This is a genomic window from Pseudomonas sp. Irchel 3F6, assembly GCF_900187595.1.
Taxonomy (GTDB): domain Bacteria; phylum Pseudomonadota; class Gammaproteobacteria; order Pseudomonadales; family Pseudomonadaceae; genus Aquipseudomonas; species Aquipseudomonas siliginis.
This window is the reverse complement of sequence record NZ_FYDP01000003.1, coordinates 175,171-190,126: the sequence shown is the minus strand read 5'-3', so window position 1 is coordinate 190,126 and position 14,956 is coordinate 175,171. Positions and strand designations below refer to the sequence as shown.

Below are 14,956 nucleotides of genomic sequence, written 5' to 3'. Positions count from 1 at the left end.
GGAGCGCCTTTTTAACTGTAAACCCCTACTGCAGAAAAAACTGAATTTTTTTACCAGCGGCGTTCAAAACCCTATCAGAGCGTCGATACAGGGCCATGCAAAGCCTTATAGAAGCGGAAATTTCCCGTTTCCCGGCGCCTATGCCAAACTAACCCGCATATAGACAAGGTGAAAACTCTCTAATGGCCGATTGGCAGTCCCTCGATCCCGAGGCCGCTCGTGAAGCGGAAAAATACGAAAACCCTATTCCCAGCCGCGAACTGATCCTGGCGCACCTCGCCGATCGGGGTTCGCCTGCTGCCCGCGAGCAACTGGTCGAAGAGTTTGGTCTGACCACCGAAGACCAGATCGAGGCCCTGCGCCGCCGCTTGCGCGCCATGGAGCGCGACGCTCAACTGATCTACACCCGCCGTGGCACTTACGCGCCGGTGGACAAGCTCGACCTGATCCTCGGCCGCATCAGCGGTCACCGTGACGGTTTCGGCTTCCTGGTGCCGGACGACGGCAGCGACGACCTGTTCATGAGCCCGGCGCAAATGCGTCTGGTGTTCGACGGTGACCGCGCGCTGGCCAGGGTTTCCGGGCTCGACCGTCGTGGTCGCCGTGAAGGCGTGATCGTCGAAGTGGTTTCCCGCGCTCACGAAACCATCGTCGGCCGCTACTTCGAAGAAGGCGGCATCGGTTTCGTCGTTGCCGACAATCCGAAGATCCAGCAGGAAGTGCTGGTCACCCCGGGCCGCAACGCCAATGCGCAGATCGGTCAATTCGTCGAGGTGAAAATCACCCACTGGCCAACGCCGCGTTTCCAGCCGCAAGGCGATGTGGTCGAAGTGGTCGGCAACTACATGGCGCCGGGCATGGAAATCGATGTTGCCCTGCGCACCTACGATATCCCGCACGTCTGGCCTGAAGCGGTTGTGAAAGAAGCCGCCAAGCTCAAGCCGGAAGTTGAAGAAAAAGACAAAGAGAAGCGCATCGACCTGCGTCATCTGCCGTTCGTCACCATCGACGGCGAAGACGCCCGCGACTTCGACGATGCGGTCTACTGCGAAGCCAAACCGGGCAAGCTGCGTCTGTTCTCCGGTGGCTGGAAGTTGTACGTGGCGATTGCCGACGTTTCCAGTTACGTGAAGATTGGCTCGGCGCTGGACAACGAAGCTCAGGTTCGCGGCAACTCGGTGTACTTCCCCGAGCGCGTGATTCCGATGCTGCCGGAGCAACTGTCCAACGGCCTGTGCTCGCTGAACCCGCAAGTCGATCGTCTGGCCATGGTTTGCGAGATGACCATCTCCAAGTCCGGCGAAATGACCGACTACTGCTTCTATGAGGCGGTGATCCATTCCCACGCCCGTCTGACCTACAACAAGGTCAGCGCGATGCTGGAAACGCCGAAGGCTACCGAAGCGCGCAAATTGCGTGGCGAGTACACCGACGTCGTCCCGCACCTCAAGCAGCTCTACGCGTTGTACAAGGTATTGCTGGCCGCCCGTCATGTGCGTGGCGCGATCGATTTCGAAACCCAGGAAACCCGGATCATCTTCGGCTCCGAGCGCAAGATCGCGGAAATCCGTCCGACCGTGCGCAACGATGCGCACAAGCTGATCGAGGAGTGCATGCTGGCCGCCAACGTGGCCACTGCCGAATTCCTCAAGAAGCACGAAATCCCTGCGCTGTATCGCGTTCACGCCGGTCCGCCGCCAGAGCGTCTGGAAAAGCTGCGCGCGTTCCTTGGTGAGCTCGGCCTGTCCCTGCACAAGGGCAAGGACGGTCCGTCGCCGAAGGATTATCAGGCTTTGCTCGCGAGCATCAAGGATCGTCCGGATTTCCACCTGATCCAGACTGTGATGCTGCGTTCGTTGAGTCAGGCGGTGTACAGCGCTGAAAACGACGGCCACTTCGGCCTGAATTACGAAGCCTATACCCACTTCACTTCGCCGATCCGTCGTTATCCGGACCTGCTCACGCACCGCGCGATCCGCAGCGTGATCCATTCGAAACAGGACACCCCGCACGTTCGTCGTGCCGGTGCGATGACCATTCCGAAAGCGCGCATCTATCCGTACGACGAAGCGGCGCTGGAGCAGCTTGGCGAGCAGTGCTCGATGAGCGAGCGTCGTGCCGACGAAGCGACCCGTGACGTGGTGAACTGGCTCAAGTGCGAGTTCATGAAGGATCGCGTGGGCGAATCGTTCCCGGGCGTAATCACCGCTGTTACCGGTTTTGGTCTGTTCGTCGAGCTGACCGATATCTACGTCGAAGGCCTGGTGCATGTCACCGCGCTGCCGGGCGATTACTACCACTTCGATCCTGTGCATCACCGCTTGGCGGGCGAGCGCACCGGTCGCAGTTTCCGTCTTGGCGACACCGTTGAAGTACGCGTCATGCGCGTCGACCTTGATGAGCGCAAGATTGACTTCGAGATGGCCGAGAAAACCATCAGCGCGCCGATCGGTCGCAAGAAACGTGGCGCCGAAACCGCTGCGCCTGCTGCCAAGGCTGCGGAAGAAAAGGCTCCAGCGAAAACCGCCAGCCGTCGTCCGGCCAAGGAAAAGGTTGCCGAAGCCTATCGTCCGAGCGATGCCGTGGCGAAAAACGCCGAGCTGCGCAAAAGCCGTGAATTGAAGAAGGCCTTGCTGGCCGATGCGAAAAACGGTGGTAAAGCGGCGTCCGGGGGAAAGACCGGACGGTCGGCGCCTGACAGGGCGACCGACGGCAAGCCAGCCAAACCGAGCAAACACCGTAAGGGCCCGCCAAAAGCGGGTTCCGCTCCAGCCAAAAGTGGCGGGGCGCGTAAACCGAAGGCGAAGTCATGAGTCAGTTGGAAAAAATCTACGGCGTTCACGCGGTAGAAGCGTTGCTGCGTCACCACCCCAAGCGCGTCAAGCAGATCTGGCTGGCGGAAAGCCGCAACGATCCGCGCGTGCAGACGCTGGTCGAGCTGGCCAACGAAAACCGTGTTCAGGTCGGCCAGGCCGAGCGTCGCGAAATGGACGCCTGGGTTGAAGGCGTGCATCAGGGCGTTGTGGCTGAAGTCAGCCCGAGTCAGGTCTGGGGCGAGGCGATGCTCGACGAGTTGCTCGATCGCACCGAAGGCGCGCCGCTGTTGCTGGTGCTCGACGGCGTGACCGATCCGCACAACCTCGGCGCCTGCCTGCGTTCGGCCGATGCGGCCGGTGCGCTGGCGGTGATCGTGCCGAAAGACAAGTCGGCCACGCTGACGCCGGTCGTGCGTAAAGTTGCCTGTGGCGCGGCGGAAGTGATCCCGCTGGTGGCCGTGACCAACCTGGCGCGCACGTTGGAAAAACTTCAGCAGCGCGGTTTGTGGGTAGTCGGCACCGCTGGTGAAGCCGAGGTCAGCATTTATGACCAGGACCTGACCGGTCCGACCATCCTGATCATGGGCGCCGAAGGCAAAGGCATGCGTCGCCTGACCCGCGAGCACTGCGACTATCTGGTGAACCTGCCGATGGCCGGCAGCGTCAGCAGCCTCAACGTCTCGGTCGCCACCGGCGTGTGCCTGTTCGAGGCCCAGCGCCAGCGCGGTGCGAAGGCCAAGGCTACTGCGAAGAAGTCCTGACCTGCTGCAAATCCCCTGTAGGAGCTGTCGGGTGAAACGAGGCTGCGATCTTTTGATCTTGCTTTGAAAAAGTCAAAGTCAAAAGATCGCAGTCTTCGGCAGCTCCTACACGGGTCGCCCGGTGATTGTTCAAATAATCACCAATTGCCTTGCGCGCCCGCAGTCCCTTCTCTACAATTGCGCCCCTTGCTGTGACGGCAGGTACGCATGTGCCCCGCACCAGCAAGTCCATAAGTGTCATTCACTCCTTGTCTGACCGTTTTTGAGCGGCAGGCTACAACCCGTAAGGAGCATTCATGCGTCATTACGAAATCATCTTTCTGGTCCACCCGGATCAGAGCGAGCAAGTCGGCGGCATGGTTGAGCGTTACACCAAGCTGATCGAAGAAGACGGCGGCAAAATCCACCGTCTGGAAGACTGGGGCCGTCGTCAACTGGCCTACGCAATCAACAATGTTCACAAGGCTCACTACGTGATGCTGAACGTTGAGTGCACTGGCAAGGCCCTGGCCGAGCTGGAAGACAACTTCCGCTACAACGATGCAGTGATCCGTAACCTGGTCATCCGTCGCGACGAAGCCGTTACCGGCCAGTCCGAGATGCTCAAGGCTGAAGAAAACCGCAGTGAGCGCCGTGAGCGTCGCGACCGTCCTGAGCACGAAGGCGCCGAAGGCACCGACAGTGATGACAGCGACAACAGCGATAACGCTGACGAGTAATCCACGGACCTTATTAAGGAGCCTATCAAATGGCACGTTTCTTCCGTCGTCGTAAATTCTGCCGCTTCACCGCTGAAGACGTGAAAGAGATCGACTACAAAGATCTCAACACTCTGAAAGCCTACGTATCCGAGACCGGCAAAATCGTTCCAAGCCGCATCACCGGTACCAAAGCTCGTTATCAGCGTCAGCTGGCCACCGCTATCAAGCGCGCCCGCTTCCTGGCCCTGCTGGCCTACACCGACAGCCACGGCCGCTGAGACCGGGCAGTCGACAAGTAGCAAAGGATTGAATGCATGCGCGCCTTAGCTGAGTTCATCATGCGAGGCCGAATGCAGGCCACTCTCGTGGTGGCCGGATGTGCAACATTGCCGTTGTTGTATTGGTTGGGTGCTGCCGCCGGGAGCCTTGTGCTGCTGCGGCGCGGATTGACGGACGCCCTTGGCGTTCTGTCACTGGGACTGCTGCCGGCCTTGATCTGGTGGCTGTATGCCGACGACCCACGGGCACTTCTGGTGCTGCTGGGGTCTTCGGGGCTTGCGTTGGTTTTGCGCGCAAGCGAATCCTGGGTCCGCACGCTGCTGGTCAGCGTAGTGATCGGAGTGGTGTTTTCAGTGGTGCTCGGGGTCGCGTTTGCGGCCCAGATCGAGATGCTCGCGCAGGCCCTCATAAAGGTCATGCCGGCACTTCTCGGTGAGACCTACAAGCAATTGTCGGTCGATGAGCAAGCGCGTTTCGCGTCCCTGATTGCACCGGTCCTGACCGGACTGATTGCGGCCTTGTTGCAGATCGTCAGCGTGCTGAGCCTGATTGTCGGGCGGCATTGGCAGGCGTTGTTGTACAACCCGGGTGGTTTCGGTCGCGAGTTTCGCGCCATCCGCATCCCGCTGGGGCCGGCGATGTTACTGCTGGCGTTGATGCTTCTGGGCCCGAATCTCGGTGCACAGATGGCCATGTTGACGCCGTTGTGCAGTGTACCGCTGGTGTTCGCCGGGCTGGCCCTGATTCACGGGCTGGTCGGGCAGAAGCGACTGGCCGGTTTCTGGCTGGTGGGGTTGTACGTCACGCTGCTGTTGTTCATGCAGCTGATCTATCCGTTGCTCGTGGTTCTGGCCATTGTCGACAGCCTGATTGATTTTCGCGGTCGTCACGTGTCGAAAGACACCGACAGCGCGAACGGTGAAGGTTAAAAGTTAGAGGATTTTCACATGCAACTGATCCTTCTGGAAAAAATCGCCAACCTGGGCAACCTGGGCGACAAAGTAAACGTTAAGGCCGGTTACGGCCGTAACTACCTGCTGCCTTTCGGCAAGGCTACCGCTGCGACCGCTGCCAACCTGGCTGCGTTCGAAGAGCGTCGCGCCGAGCTGGAAAAAGCCGCCGCAGACCGTAAGGCATCGGCTGAAAGCCGTGCTGCCCAACTGGCCGAGCTGGAAGTGACCATCACTGCCACCGCTGGCGACGAAGGCAAGCTGTTCGGTTCGATCGGTACCCACGACATCGCTGACGCACTGACCGCCTCCGGCGTTGAAGTGCAGAAGAGCGAAGTTCGTCTGCCGAATGGCACCATCCGCAACGTGGGTGAATTCGACGTGGCCGTGCACCTGCACGCCGAAGTTGAAGCCACCGTACGCGTTGTCGTGGTAGCAGCTTAAGCAACACGGATCGGCTGGCGGCTTGTTCGTCAGACGGTTAACATCGGGCACGATCCTGTTTACAGGTCGTGCCCTTTGTCTTTCTGAATTCCCTGCTTTTCACTAATACTCAAGTGGCCATGAACGATATCTCCGCTCCCGAGCAATACGATCTGCAAACCGCTGCCCTGAAGGTGCCGCCGCATTCCATCGAGGCCGAACAGGCCGTACTCGGTGGTCTGATGCTGGACAACAACGCCTGGGAACGCGTGCTCGATCAAGTCTCCGATGGCGATTTCTATCGACATGACCACCGTCTGATCTTCCGAGCGATCGCCAAACTGGCTGATCAGAACTCGCCGATCGACGTCGTGACCCTTGCCGAACAGCTGGACAAGGAAGGTCAGACGTCGCAAGTCGGCGGCCTCGGCTATCTTGGCGAACTGGCGAAAAACACCCCGTCCGTCGCCAACATCAAGGCCTATGCGCAGATCGTCCGCCAGCGTGCGACGTTGCGCCAACTGATCGGCATCAGTACCGAGATCGCCGACAGCGCCTTCAACCCCGAAGGCCGCACCGCCGAAGAGATCCTCGATGAAGCCGAACGGCAGATCTTCCAGATCGCCGAAGCGCGGCCGAAGACCGGCGGCCCGGTCGGCGTCAATGAGTTGCTGACCAAGGCCATCGACCGGATCGATACCCTGTTCAACACCGCCGACGCCATCACCGGTCTGTCTACGGGTTACACCGACCTCGATGAAAAGACCAGCGGCTTGCAGCCGTCCGACCTGATTATCGTCGCCGGCCGTCCGTCGATGGGTAAAACCACCTTCGCGATGAACCTGGTGGAAAACGCCGTGTTGCGCAGCGAGAAGGCTGTCCTGGTTTACTCCCTCGAGATGCCAGGCGAATCGCTGATCATGCGTATGCTGTCTTCGCTCGGCCGAATCGACCAGACCAAGGTGCGTTCCGGCCAGCTCGAAGATGACGACTGGCCGCGCCTGACGTCAGCGGTCAACCTGCTCAATGATCGCAAACTGTTCATCGATGACACCGCCGGTATCAGCCCTTCGGAAATGCGCGCGCGGACCCGGCGTCTGGTGCGTGAGCACGGCGATGTCGGCTTGATCATGATCGACTACCTGCAACTGATGCAGATCCCCGGTTCCAGCGGTGACAACCGCACCAACGAGATTTCCGAGATCTCGCGATCGCTGAAAGCGCTGGCCAAGGAATTCAACTGCCCGGTAGTCGCCCTGTCGCAGCTCAACCGCTCCCTCGAACAACGCCCCAACAAACGCCCGGTCAACTCCGACTTGCGCGAATCCGGAGCGATCGAGCAGGACGCCGACGTGATCATGTTCGTTTATCGCGACGAGGTGTATCACCCGGAAACCGAGCACAAGGGCATTGCCGAAATCATCATCGGCAAACAGCGTAACGGCCCGATCGGGTTTATTCGGCTGGCGTTCATCGGCAAGTACACGCGCTTCGAAAACCTCGCGCCGGGCAGTTACAACTTCGACGACGACGAGTAACAGCAGACCGGATCATCCGGCCTGCTGTCGTGGTCGGTTTCAATCGGCCGAAGCTGCCGTCTCGCTGCTTGCAGTTGTTTCGACTCCGTCACCGGGGCGAATTTCCTCGCGGGTCAGTGCCTGGATCAGCGTCGCTTCGCTGATGGCCAGCTGTGCTGTGACGTCATTGGTTTGCGCCTGATATTCGGTTTCGGTCAGGGCATTTGTCGCAGACTGCGCGTCCAGTGCGGCCTGTTTCTGTTGATAGGGCTGACGTGCGGCGTCGAACCGGGACGAGTATTTGTGCGTGATGAAGTCCTGCCAGAAATCCATCGATACCAGAGCCTGAAACTCATCGGGGGAGTCGTTCAAGGCGATGACCTTTCGGTAGGCCACTTCCAGCATCGGCGATGTGACGCCGGCCATGCCGATAAAGGACAGTGTCTGCGGCTGAAACGGTAACTGCAGCCGATCCTTGAGCCCAAAGCGGTAGGCCATCGTCATCTCGTGCGGGTCGCGCAAGCGCAGCTGATGGATATTGCGCTCCCTCGCTGAAGTTTGCGGATCGTCGACGATTGCCCTGCTCGCAGCGATTTCGGCTGCGGCCAGATCATCGACCTGTCTGAGTCTGAACAGGCTTCTGGACAGGTCCACCAATCGAGCACCATCGCCGTCTTGCCTCGCCTGCATTCGCGCCTTGTGCGTCATGGTCAGTACTTGCATGTCTGTAAACGTGGCAGCGGCAAGGTCAGTGCAGCCAGCCTCGCAGGCGCGATCAAAAACGTCTCTGCGCAGCGCACGTGTCTGCACGCTGTTCTCGCTGATCGCATCGACCACGTCCCAGATCTGTCGGCGGAAATCGGCATGGTGGGCGAGCTTGGAAATGATGTTGAAAAAGCCATCTGAGCCCACCTGTGCTTTGAGCCTGTTCAATTGCTCGGCGCGAATCATCGCCTCGTCTGCCGTCATGCCGACGGTCAACTGCGGATAGACCGAAACAGAGTTCGTTGCCACTGCTTGCGGGTGGGCTGCCGAAAGAGAAGTCGTCAGCAGGTTCAATGGATTGTAGAGCGATGCTGCGGAGCGGTTCAGCCATTCACCGTAGCCGGCCAGGCGTTCTCGTGTGTATGCGCTCAGGGGATTACCGCTTATCTGAGTGCCACTGTTGACCTGAATCGAATGCGTCAGGCGATCCGCTGCCGGTGCGACGACAAAGTCGGGCAGACTCGTGATCCGGTTGTCGTTCAGATGGACCTTGCCCAGCAGGGGCTGATCGAACAGTCCGGTTGGCCAGCTTTCGATGCCCGTATTGGACATGTCGACCTCGCGCATGTCAGTGATCGCACTGAAATCCGGGCTCACGCTCAAGTGCGGGTTGTCGTGAATCCACAAGGCCCTCAGAGTGGTTCTCCCGGCCAGTATCTGCGCGGTCTCGGCGGTGAGTTCCAGTTGATTGCCCTGCAGGAACAACCGCGTCATCCCGTGCATCTCGCCGATGGCCGGAGGGAGATCCCTGAGTCGATTGTTCGCCATGTTCAGCCAGCGCAAATGCCGGAAGCGGGTCAGGAAACCTTCCGGGGATTCGGTGAGATTCATGTTGTTGAGTTTGAGTGAGCCGACATGGCTGAAGTCGCTGCTCAGATCCGGCAGGGTTGGCAGTGTCAAACCGCTCAAATCCAGTTCAAGACCTATCGGCGTGCCGTCGAAGGCGTGTTGCTCGGGCGTTTCACGTCGCCAGCAACTGATGATCCGGTCACGTGCCTCGATGCGCTCATTGCGGGTTTGAGTGTTGGCGTGCAATTGATTGACGCGGATATAGCGCAGACGATTGCTGCCTCCGGAAAAAACCCAGTCATCCAACTGGTTTTTCAGCACGGCGAAATCCTGCTCGAGCGCCAACAGCCTGGTCGCGACAGTGCCCTTGTCATGGCTCCAGATAAAATCCCGGCAGGCCTTGATGCTTTTGCCCGGAAACAGTCTTCGGTAGCGTTGCGCTCGCGAGTTCTCAGTATCGAATACGGCGGGGTGGGCTGGAGTCATCAACTCGGGATGCAGTTCATTGAGTCTTCGCCAGTAGCCATCGAACTTTCTCCAGTAAGGCGAAGGGAAGTCGTTGCCCTCAATCAGCGTGCGGTTGTTGATCCGCGCGACCACGGCCAATTGATCGGCAGGCGGGTTGATATGCGCGTCGGGGACGATGCGCAGTTTATTGTTGCTGAGGTCGACGCCGGTCAAGGTGGTCTTGTCAGCCAGCCCGAGGGGCCACTCGCTGATTCCGGTGTTCCTCAGCTCCAGTGTCTGCAGTCCGGACATCGCGCTGAAATCGGGCGGTATCTGCAGTGGGTTGTCAGAGAGCTTGACGGTAACCAGCTGATGCAATGCACTCAATGCACCAGCGCTGTGCTCATCGAGTTTTATCTGGTTTTCAGTCAGATTGAGGTGGGCGAGCCGGCTCATCCCGCTGATGGCTGCGGGCAATTTTTTCAGGCCGGAGCGGGTGATCGTCAGAATGTCCAGATCAGGCAACCGCGACAGGAACGTGTCGGCAGTGTCGGACCAGACGACGTTATTGAGGATGAGCATTTTCAACCGACTGAAGTCGGCCGTCAGTGACGGTAGCGGTCCGTTCACTGCTGGCAGCATGAGCGACGTCGATTCCTGGAGCCAGCAGTCCTTGATAGTCCGGGCAATGTATTCTGCCCGAAGCTTTTCCTGGCCGGCGGCGCTGGATGCTGCCGACGTGCTGTCGGCGACGTAAGCCTGCAGCTGTGCGTCGAGCACCTTGAACTCCTCGAAACGCCGGCTGATCGTGGCTTCTGCATCATCCCCCAGACCGATCAGGTATTCCCGGGCAGTTTGCGGGGTTCTCTCTGGATGCATCTGCAGCAGCATGGCGACTTCTGGAATGTCGCCATCAATCCGGAATGCAGCCGTGCGTGCGCTGGTGATCAGTGCCGGGTATTGCGCCGTAACCCGCTGCCAATAGACTTCCAGCCGCCGCCAATAACCGCTGGCGAAGGGATTGCCTTCGATCAGGGTGACGCGGTTGATATTGGCGATGGCGAGCAACTGATCACTCGCCGGGTTGATGATTGTCTGTGGAATTTCGCGCAATCGGTTGTCGCGCAGATCGATTGACTCTATCGCTAGCTGATCTCGCAGCCCCGTTGGCCATTCATCCAGCCCGGTGTTGCGCAGACTCACGGTCTTGAGCTGGAGCATGCCGCTGAAGTCCAGGGTCTTGCCCAGCGGGTTGTCCGACAGATCAAGGCTTTCCAGTTGGCTGAGCGAAGCCAGCTCGCCGGCGGTTTGCTCGCTCAGTTCAATGCGGTTCGCTCGCAGGTCCAGTTCCTTCAGGCCGGGCATCTGCGTGAGGTTCGCCGGCGGTGTATCGAGCGCCGAAGCGTTGATTTTCAAGCGCTCAAGGGCTGTGAACCGCTTGAGAAAAGTTTCGGAGCCCGCCGACCATGCCACCGCCTGCAAGTGCAGCGTGCGTACATGGCTGAAATCTGCCGAGAGCGCAGCGATGCCGGCGCCGCCAAGATCCAGCTGCAGCGTTGTGCCCGTCTGCCGTTTCCAGCAACGCTTGATCTCTTGCGCGGCGCGCTCCACCGAGGGATCGGCCGCCCCGCCGGCCAGCGTACTGGTCTTCAGCCACGTCGCGAGTTCCAGCTTCAAGGTCTTGTATTCAGTCTCGACGCGGGTCAAGAAGCCTTGTACATCGTCGCTGTGGGGGCTCAGCAGCGTGCGGATCTGCTCGCTGTCCAGAGAGGGATAAAGTTTTCGCAGTCGCGATTGTGGCGTGCGCAGTCGGTTGAACGCGGTGTTGAGCCGTTCCCGCAGCCCCGGTGAAGCCGGTTGGTCGGGACTGCCACGCTGCATTCCGCCGGCTCCGCCGACTAAGATGCCTTGCCAGCCCTGACGGGCATCGAACACCACAGGCTCGGATCTGCCAGGGCGCGTAGCGCTGTAGATGTTGTCTACGTCGGCGGCGACAGGATCTTGCGGGCGAACGATGCGCATCACTTCGGCCAGAGGCGTCGATGCATCGGGATCGTGCAAGACCTGATAGCCGTGATTATCGATCACTGCATAGAGCTTGCCGTCATGGCGGTGCAGCCCGTCGCTGTCGGGTGAGCTGGTGCTGAAGTCGAGCGGCGTGCGAAACGCCTGCAGACGCGCCCCCGATAAAGCGAAGGTGCTTGGTTGCGAAAATTCCAGCGCATGCCATCGACCACTCTCGGGGTCGTGCAGCATCAGCGGTCCGGAGGGGATCGATTCACTGGCCAGCCTGGCGCGCCAGAGGCCGCTCTGCGCATCCTTGCCCACCTGCACGAAGCCACCATCGATCATTTCCACGTAATGGCGGCCCTTGAATGTTCTCAGGCCTTCAGCGTCGGCATCGGGCAAGCCGATCGTTGCACTGAGCCGGTAATGCTCAGGCGGGTGGCCCACATGAGCGAAGGCGTCATGCATTGAAGCAATCGCCTGCACTGTGACGTTGGGAGCAGGAACGATTGCATCAGGATCGATACCGTCTGTGGGCCTGTTCGCGCGGATTGACGGGCCGCTCAACGTGGTCGGATCCAGGCCGGGGCGCGGGGTCAGGTTGAGGCGTGGCGGGGGCGTATCCATGGATGTGTCCGGTCGAATATGTGAATGACCGGGAAGCGTCACTTTCGACGGCGGTTTGCTTGGCATGTCTTACATTCCTTGTAGTCGTTGCACGGTAGCTTCTTCAGCGGAAGCTGCCGGCCTGTTCGGCGTCATTGCCTGAGGCTGTGTCATCGGGTGAGCGGAGGCGGCGGCCAGGTCGAAGATTTTCTGCGCTGTGCGTCCATCGAGATATTCGCGCCAGACAGGTTGATGCGGCCGCTGCGCCAGTTCTTCCCTGCGCTGCGATTGAATACCCCTGCTGCTTTGTTCAAGGGTTTTCAAATGCGCGCCGCGCACGTTGAAATTCAAGTCCGGGGAATCCTGTCTCGCATAATGAAAATGTGCGTGCCAGAGGGGATCGTGGGTATGTGCATCGGTGACTAGATAGATGTCGAGATATTGCCGGTCCGAACCCTTGCCACGTTTCAATCGGCTCTCGATTTTCCGGGCGTTCACGTGGCCCTTGTCGATCAGGTACAGCAGTCGGTCGACGTTCAGAACATGCTTGTCCTTATAGATTCGCAGGCGGATGTTTTCGCCCTCATTGCGCAGACGTTCACTGGCGTCCTGCAGGCGCCGAATCAGCGCGGCGCTCTCATCATCGGCCAGTTCCGCCCGCTGCAACTGCAATACGGTGTCATCCATTGCCCCGGCGCTGCTTTCGAGCATCTCGACAATGTTGTCCGGATGGTTTCTTTGCCGTTCTTCGTGCAGGGCAGCGCGAACATGCGCGTCGACACGGTCAAGGTGCCGAGTGGCTTCGGCAACCAATGACGGCAAGCTCCTCTGCGGCGTTGTCCGCGGCGAACGCCATTCACCGCGTCCTCGGTCATAGGTCTGTGACGGCTGCCTGGGATTGTGGAGGTTGCGGACCTCAATCACCTCTTCGTTTTGCGCGGTGCGTCGAGACTCGCCGACATTGAGCTTGTAGACGCCGTTTTTCTTTGCCCGAAAGATGAGCTTGGGCGGCGGTTGGAGACCGCTTCTGTCCTGGGCCGGAATGAACTCGAAATCAATGTTCTGCTGGTCGAACGTCAGCACCGGACGGTCAGCCTGATGGAGAAACTGGTTCAAGCGGCCTACCAGCGTCTGCTCGAATATTTCGATTTCCGCAGTGATCTCCCTGCGTGAAGTGGCGTGCTGCTCCCCCGGTGCCAGATCAAGGCGTTCGAACCAGTGGCGGATGGCTGTGCATTCCTGGAACAGGTTATTCAATACGGCAGGGTGGGAAACTTCGGGAACTGCGCCAAGCGCTCCGTAAACAAAGGTCACCTGACCAAAGCGGGTGGCCAGTTCCGATGCCAGAGGGGCGTTGCCGGCCGATTGTGGGGTATCCAGCATCAGACTTTTGGTCAGGACCCAGGAGGCAACAACGTTACGGGTGTCCATTGGTGAAAGAACATCCGCGCTGAACTCGTCTGGAGAGACCCGCCATTTGTTCACCAGATTGTCGGCGATTTGCTGGCGCTCTTTCAGATGACTCAGCATCCTGCCCAGAACGTTGACTGTTCGCGGCAGCCGCTCCGGGTCGAGGTCGATCATCGGACCCTCCAGGGCGTGGCGCGTCAAGCCGCATTCGATCAGTTGCTGATAGGCGAGCATCTGTTTTTTTTGCAGCCTGATTATGTTGTTCAGGTAAGCGTCCTGCTTCATGAAGCGCTTGATCGAGGATTTTTGCTCCTCGTAGTATTTCAGCGCCTTTCCAAGGTGTTTCAGTTCTTTGTGGCAGTGAACCTCGCGATCAAGCAGCGCCATTGTTTCGCGTCGAACGGTTTGCGCATGCTCTCCCTGCGCGTTACTCGCCTCCAGCCAGGCGTTTATCAGCTGTTCACGTTTATCCTGATCCTGCTTGATCCGCTTGTTGATACCCTCGAGTGCGACTGTCACCTCCAGATGCAGCCATAAGTCTGAGGGTCGCGCCGCTGCGCCTCTCGGCATTCCGGCTACACCTGTCAAGGAGGTTCCGCGCCAGCCGGATTGAGCGTTGAAAGTAATTGCTTCCGACCTGCCGGGACGTGATGCGACGTAAACGTTTGTCGCATCGGCGGCGATCGGATCTTCAGGGCGAACGATGCGCATCACCGCTCTGTGCGGTGTCGAGGCCTCGAGATCATGCAGAACCTGATAGGCGTAGCTCTCGATCTGCACATAGAGTTTGCCGTTGAAGCGCAACAGGCCATCGCCGTCCGGCTCGACCGTGCTGAAATCCAGATCGGTGCGAAACGCCTCCAGCCGGGTCGTGGACAAGGGGTAGGTGGAGGGCGCCGAGGTGTCGATGGGCTGCCAGAGACGGCTGTCGGTATCGAAGCGCAATAGCGGTCCCGACGCGTGCAATTCGCTGGGCAATTTTGCCCGGTAGAAACCGCTGGCCGAGTCCAGACTCACCTGTACGGTGCCACCCTCCGGTACCTGGACATACTGGCGTCCATTGAGCGTCGACATGCCTTCGGCATCGGCCGCCGGCAGCACAACCAGCGAAGTGATCCAGTAATCCTTCAAAGGGCGGTCGTGCACAAAGGCAACAGATTGCGCTACCGCCGCCGTTCTGACCGCCGCCCGCGCAGGCATGGGGATAATGTGGTTGAGCACGTGATCGATCGCTGTTGCGATCGTTGTTGTCGGGCGCGTGGGAATCCTGAGCCCCGACGTGCCATCGAAGGACAGGGGGAAACCAGGCCGGGTTAGCGAATAATCGGGTCGCGGATTATGGATCGAGACGGTAGTGATGCCTCTGATTGGCGGTTTGGGTGACATTGCCTGTCTTCCTTTACATTGAATGCCCCGTTACTCCCGGGGGAGTGCTGCGGGCGGGCGGCTTCCTTGCCGTTTTGGTGCGTCGTACGCTCAGCGAAA

At 59.5% G+C, this 14,956-nt stretch carries 9 protein-coding genes; 7 read left to right on the top strand and 2 right to left on the bottom strand.

The features are described from left to right. Positions 1 to 182 precede the first annotated feature (182 nt). The 7 genes from rnr to dnaB all read left to right on the top strand — a co-directional run bounded on the left by rnr (position 183) and on the right by dnaB (position 7,468). Complete coding sequence (rnr, locus tag CKW30_RS12540) at positions 183 to 2,813, top strand: ribonuclease R (protein WP_024011371.1); 2,631 nt, start codon at positions 183 to 185, stop codon at positions 2,811 to 2,813. After that, positions 2,810 to 3,577, top strand: a complete 768-nt coding sequence (gene rlmB / locus CKW30_RS12535) for a 23S rRNA (guanosine(2251)-2'-O)-methyltransferase RlmB (RefSeq protein ID WP_095180954.1) — start codon at positions 2,810 to 2,812, stop codon at positions 3,575 to 3,577. The genes rnr and rlmB overlap by 4 nt, the downstream gene beginning before the upstream one ends. Positions 3,578 to 3,873: 296 nt before the next feature. Further along, positions 3,874 to 4,296, top strand: coding sequence for a 30S ribosomal protein S6 (gene rpsF, locus CKW30_RS12530; RefSeq protein WP_016771938.1), 423 nt, complete (start codon positions 3,874 to 3,876; stop codon positions 4,294 to 4,296). Between the two features lie 29 nt (positions 4,297 to 4,325). Beyond that, positions 4,326 to 4,556 (top strand): 30S ribosomal protein S18, encoded by a 231-nt coding sequence (rpsR, locus tag CKW30_RS12525; protein ID WP_002551829.1) that lies wholly within the window; start codon positions 4,326 to 4,328, stop codon positions 4,554 to 4,556. 36 nt (positions 4,557 to 4,592) lie between these two features. Continuing rightward, positions 4,593 to 5,486: a hypothetical protein gene (locus tag CKW30_RS12520; protein WP_016771937.1), complete on the top strand. Its 894-nt coding sequence runs from the start codon at positions 4,593 to 4,595 to the stop codon at positions 5,484 to 5,486. Positions 5,487 to 5,504: 18 nt separating this feature from the next. Beyond that, positions 5,505 to 5,951, top strand: a complete 447-nt coding sequence (rplI, locus tag CKW30_RS12515) for a 50S ribosomal protein L9 (protein WP_003221136.1) — start codon at positions 5,505 to 5,507, stop codon at positions 5,949 to 5,951. A 119-nt stretch (positions 5,952 to 6,070) separates the two neighbouring features. Further along, positions 6,071 to 7,468, top strand: a complete 1,398-nt coding sequence (gene dnaB / locus CKW30_RS12510) for a replicative DNA helicase (RefSeq protein ID WP_016771936.1) — start codon at positions 6,071 to 6,073, stop codon at positions 7,466 to 7,468. A gap of 39 nt (positions 7,469 to 7,507) precedes the next feature. Here the strand turns inward: dnaB and CKW30_RS12505 are convergent, their stop codons facing one another. Both CKW30_RS12505 and CKW30_RS12500 read right to left on the bottom strand, forming a co-directional pair. Continuing rightward, positions 7,508 to 12,148, bottom strand: coding sequence for an NEL-type E3 ubiquitin ligase domain-containing protein (locus tag CKW30_RS12505; protein WP_256584328.1), 4,641 nt, complete (start codon positions 12,146 to 12,148; stop codon positions 7,508 to 7,510). Positions 12,149 to 12,151: 3 nt separating this feature from the next. Continuing rightward, positions 12,152 to 14,857, bottom strand: coding sequence for a hypothetical protein (locus CKW30_RS12500; RefSeq protein ID WP_143497948.1), 2,706 nt, complete (start codon positions 14,855 to 14,857; stop codon positions 12,152 to 12,154). Positions 14,858 to 14,956: the final 99 nt, after the last annotated feature.